At 69.9% G+C, this 2478-nt stretch carries 2 protein-coding genes and 1 pseudogene; 1 reads left to right on the top strand and 2 read right to left on the bottom strand.

The features are described 5' to 3' along the window. Positions 1-627, top strand: a pseudogene (locus tag AC0VY3_RS37320) (IS5 family transposase); the annotation flags it as partial. 187 nt (positions 628-814) lie between these two features. Here the strand turns inward: AC0VY3_RS37320 and AC0VY3_RS37315 are convergent. Next, positions 815-1525 carry a class F sortase gene (locus AC0VY3_RS37315; RefSeq protein ID WP_383855484.1) on the bottom strand — a complete coding sequence of 237 codons (711 nt, stop codon included), beginning with the start codon at positions 1523-1525 and terminating at the stop codon, positions 815-817. A gap of 10 nt (positions 1526-1535) precedes the next feature. Continuing rightward, complete coding sequence (locus tag AC0VY3_RS37310; protein WP_475551954.1) at positions 1536-2309, bottom strand: hypothetical protein; 774 nt, start codon at positions 2307-2309, stop codon at positions 1536-1538. Between the last annotated feature and the right edge of the window lie 169 nt (positions 2310-2478).

Here is a 2478-nt window from a genome sequence, read left to right as displayed (position 1 = left end):
TTTCCGCCCTGGCGCACGGTCTGGGGGTTCATGGCCCGCTGGGCGGCGGCCGGCATCGTCGGCCAGCTTCGCGACCACCTCGCTGGGCGGATCCGCCGGGACATGGGCAAAGGACTCCGGGCGGTCGCCACCATCATCGACTCCCAGTCCGTGAAAGCGGCCTCGACCGTCGGCAAGGACAGCCGCGGATACGATGCGGGCAAAAAGATCAACGGCCGCAAGCGGCATCTCGTGGTGGATACCCGCGGCCTGCCGCTGTTCGTGATGGTCACCCCCGCCGACCTGCACGACTCCGCCGCGGCGAAGGAAGTCCTCTTCCGCCTCCGCCTGATGCACCCCGAGATCACCATCGTCTGGGCCGACCGAGCCTATGCGGGCAAGCTCGTGACCTGGGCAAAGAAGTACCTCAGCCTGACGATCAAGACCGTCAGCCGCCCCAAGGACACCTCAGGCTTCATCGTGCTGCCCCGCCGCTGGGTCGTCGAACGAAGCCTGGCCTGGATGATGAACGCCCGCCGCCATGCCCGGGACTACGAGCGCCTCGTCCAACATTCCGAGACTCTGATCACCTGGGCGGCGGTCACCTTGATGACCCGCCGTCTGACCCGCCCGGTGAGCAAGAAGCCGGCCGACGGCCTGGGCCTGGCCGTCTGATCACATCACCTGGCGGCCGGCCGGTGCCCCGCCCGGGTCGTCTGCCAGGACGACGGCCGCCTTGATGCGCTTGCCGACCGGCTCGCGGTGTCAGAGTCACCACCTGTCGAAACGAAATACTCACTCACCGAGGTGGCCACGTCATCGTCAACCTCGTGCGTCAGCGCGGGCCTTCATGCCGTCTCTCGGCTCCGGTGCGGGTGGCGACCGCTGAGGACGCGGCATTGTTGCCTGTCGTGGGGTGGGCGGTGATGACCAGGTTGGCTCGGTACTCCTTCGCTGCCCTGTCCCAGTCGGCGCAGGTGATGAGAGTCAGCTGCGGGTGGGCGGTGGGGCCGTAGACCGTCTCGGAAGGCACGGAGCTCTTGGCATAGACGTGCATGGCGGTGACGGTGAAGTGCGCGTCGCGGCCGTCTTCGCGCTCGACGGTGATGCGGTCGCCCTGGCGTAGGGCGCCCAGGCTGTAGAAGGCGGCGGGGCCGCTGGTGGAATCCAGATGGGCCGCCAGGATCGCGTTGCCCCTTTCACCGGGTGTGGGGGAGCCGGTGTACCAGCCGGCCCGGCCGGGGTCGGCCGGCAGGGCAACTGAGCCGTCCTTCGCGGTGCCGACCGCCTCCACGGGCGCGGCCAGGCCGATGCTCCTGGCCGTGATCCGGACCGGCTCGGAGACGGGCAGCACGGGAGCCTGCCGGCCGGGGCCGGTTGGGGCCGTGGGCGGCTGGACCTGGGCACGGGCCGACGACGGCGGAGCGGGTGGCGGCTGCTGGTGGGGCAGGTATGCGGCGGCCAGCAGGCTCAGCCCCGCGGTGGCGCATGCGGTGGCCGTCGCGGTGTAGGCACCGCGACGGCCCCTGAAGCAGTGAAACGCCATACCAGTCGGGTCAGCTCTGGCTGGCGCTGCGGCGGCGCAGCCCGTACGCGGCCACGGCCCCGACGAGGAGGGTGGCGCCACCAGCGGCTGCGGCGGTGTTGATGGTCTCCTGGGTTCCGCCCTGGCCGCCTTGGACGGCGCCCTTGGCTGCCATCTTCAGCGGGCCGCACAGGGCGGGGTTGGTGGCCTCGGAGGGCAGCTTGGGGTCGAGGTCGCTGGGGCCGAGATTGTCGTCGTACTTGCCGTTGCCGTTGAAGTCGATGCCGTGGACGACGACGACGCCGGTGCCCTCGCGCAGGCTCTTGGCGGCCTCGTCGCTGAGGGTGATGGTGCGCTCGTAGTGGACCTTGTCACCGACAGGGAAGCGGTCCACGGCCAGCCCGGAGCTGGGGCTGGTGTCGCCGGTGGTTGTCAGCGAGGTGCCGATTCCGCCGTAGAAGGGGGCGCCGTCGGTGGTGTTGAGGAACGTCTTGCCGTTGCGCGTCTTGGCGGCGGTTTCGGGCGGGCAGACGCCCTTGGCGTTGATGTGGAAGTGCTGGGCGTGCGGGGCGCCGGCCAGCAGGCCGCTGTGCTTGACCACCACGTGGGCCTTGTTGCCCTCCAGGTGCACCCTGGCGGTGCCCGACCCGGTCACCTTGTTGACTTTGAACGGGTTCAGCGTCGCGTGCAGCGTGATCGCGTGATCACCGCTGGAGGAGTCATCGGCCACCGCCGCCGGGGCAAGAGCCACCGCGGGGGCCAGAGCAGCCAGTGCGGCAAGCGCACAGGCGGTCTTCTTCGTCATTCGAGTCTCCACTGCAGAGAGGATCGGCGCGGCGCTCCGCTGCACGGACACGGGTCCCGACCTGTCGGAGCGACCGCTGCTACCAAGCAACGAACCTGCCCCCCGACCCGCCCCCGCGCCATCGCAGCCAGCCCGCTACCGATCCGTAACCCTCATTGCCAACAGCGCA

The organism is Streptomyces sp. iso_384, assembly GCF_056172905.1.
Note: the sequence above shows the minus strand (reverse complement) of the source record. Positions and strands in the feature narration are given on the sequence as shown.